Origin of the sequence: Segatella buccae ATCC 33574, assembly GCF_000184945.1 — a bacterium.
GTDB classification, from domain to species: domain Bacteria; phylum Bacteroidota; class Bacteroidia; order Bacteroidales; family Bacteroidaceae; genus Prevotella; species Prevotella buccae.
The window spans coordinates 1-878 of the sequence record NZ_GL586319.1; the positions used below are offsets into that span (position 1 = coordinate 1).

1 protein-coding gene is annotated in these 878 nt (G+C 42.8%); it reads right to left on the reverse strand.

Annotation, left to right across the window (positions count from 1 at the left end; translation table 11 throughout):
- Positions 1–91: 91 nt before the first annotated feature.
- Positions 92–878 (reverse strand): nucleotidyl transferase AbiEii/AbiGii toxin family protein (locus tag HMPREF6485_RS13060; protein ID WP_004347229.1); only part of this gene is annotated, 787 nt, incomplete at its 5' end.

The following is an 878-nucleotide window of genomic DNA, read 5'->3' on the forward strand; positions in this document are numbered from 1 at the left end:
AGGACTTTACAAGGGTCAATCATATTATGGCCAAGGTGAGCAAATCCTGTTTGGCCAAAGGGGGCAAAGCAGAGTGGCCTTTCCATATGTGTTATTGAGCGCTCATTTTTTCAATATGTACCTTCTCCAAGGACTTCAGTATTATAGCAAATGATGACTTTATTACTTCCGGAGACGGTATCGGTCGATAAGCAATCAAAGACAAGTTCTTTTCGTATATGGGAGACAAAGACGTCCATAGGGCATCAAAGTCTGTCATCAACGGATACGCGCTTAAACTTTCCAACTCACCCCATCCTTTCGGCTCGTCAAAAGCCTGTCGGTCATGTCTTATAAGGCTTTCCACATCACTTGCAAACGCTTTGTCAAAAACATAGCCCCGAAGTTGCCCAATCGACAATAACGCATCCAAATCATAGAAATGGCGTATTTTGGACGATAAAGCGGGCAATGGGCTATCGCTCATTGAAAAGCGGATGAGAGAAACAGTTTTCTCACACAATGTTTGTTTAAGCGACAATACGTTCAATTCAAATGGCTCAAGATGGTATTGGGTGATAAAATCATCCATACCCTGCCTCTTCAGAAATGTAGTTACAAAGGGTTCTATCACCCGTTTTTCATTTGGGAACGGATTGGCAAATGCGCTAATCTCCACAATTATACGGGCAGGAATAGGATTTGTACTTGCGTCCAGTTCTATTTTGGCATCATAGAGGAATGCTTGTTTCCTGTATTTCGAGCCTTTGGATATATCAGGAAATTCTTTGTCCTCCCTCAAGCCTGCTGTTACTTCTTTCATGAGATGCGACAGGAGCGTTTTGACTTGGTTGCCGCTCATTTTTTCACTGATGACAGCGAAATCGACATCCTCTGAG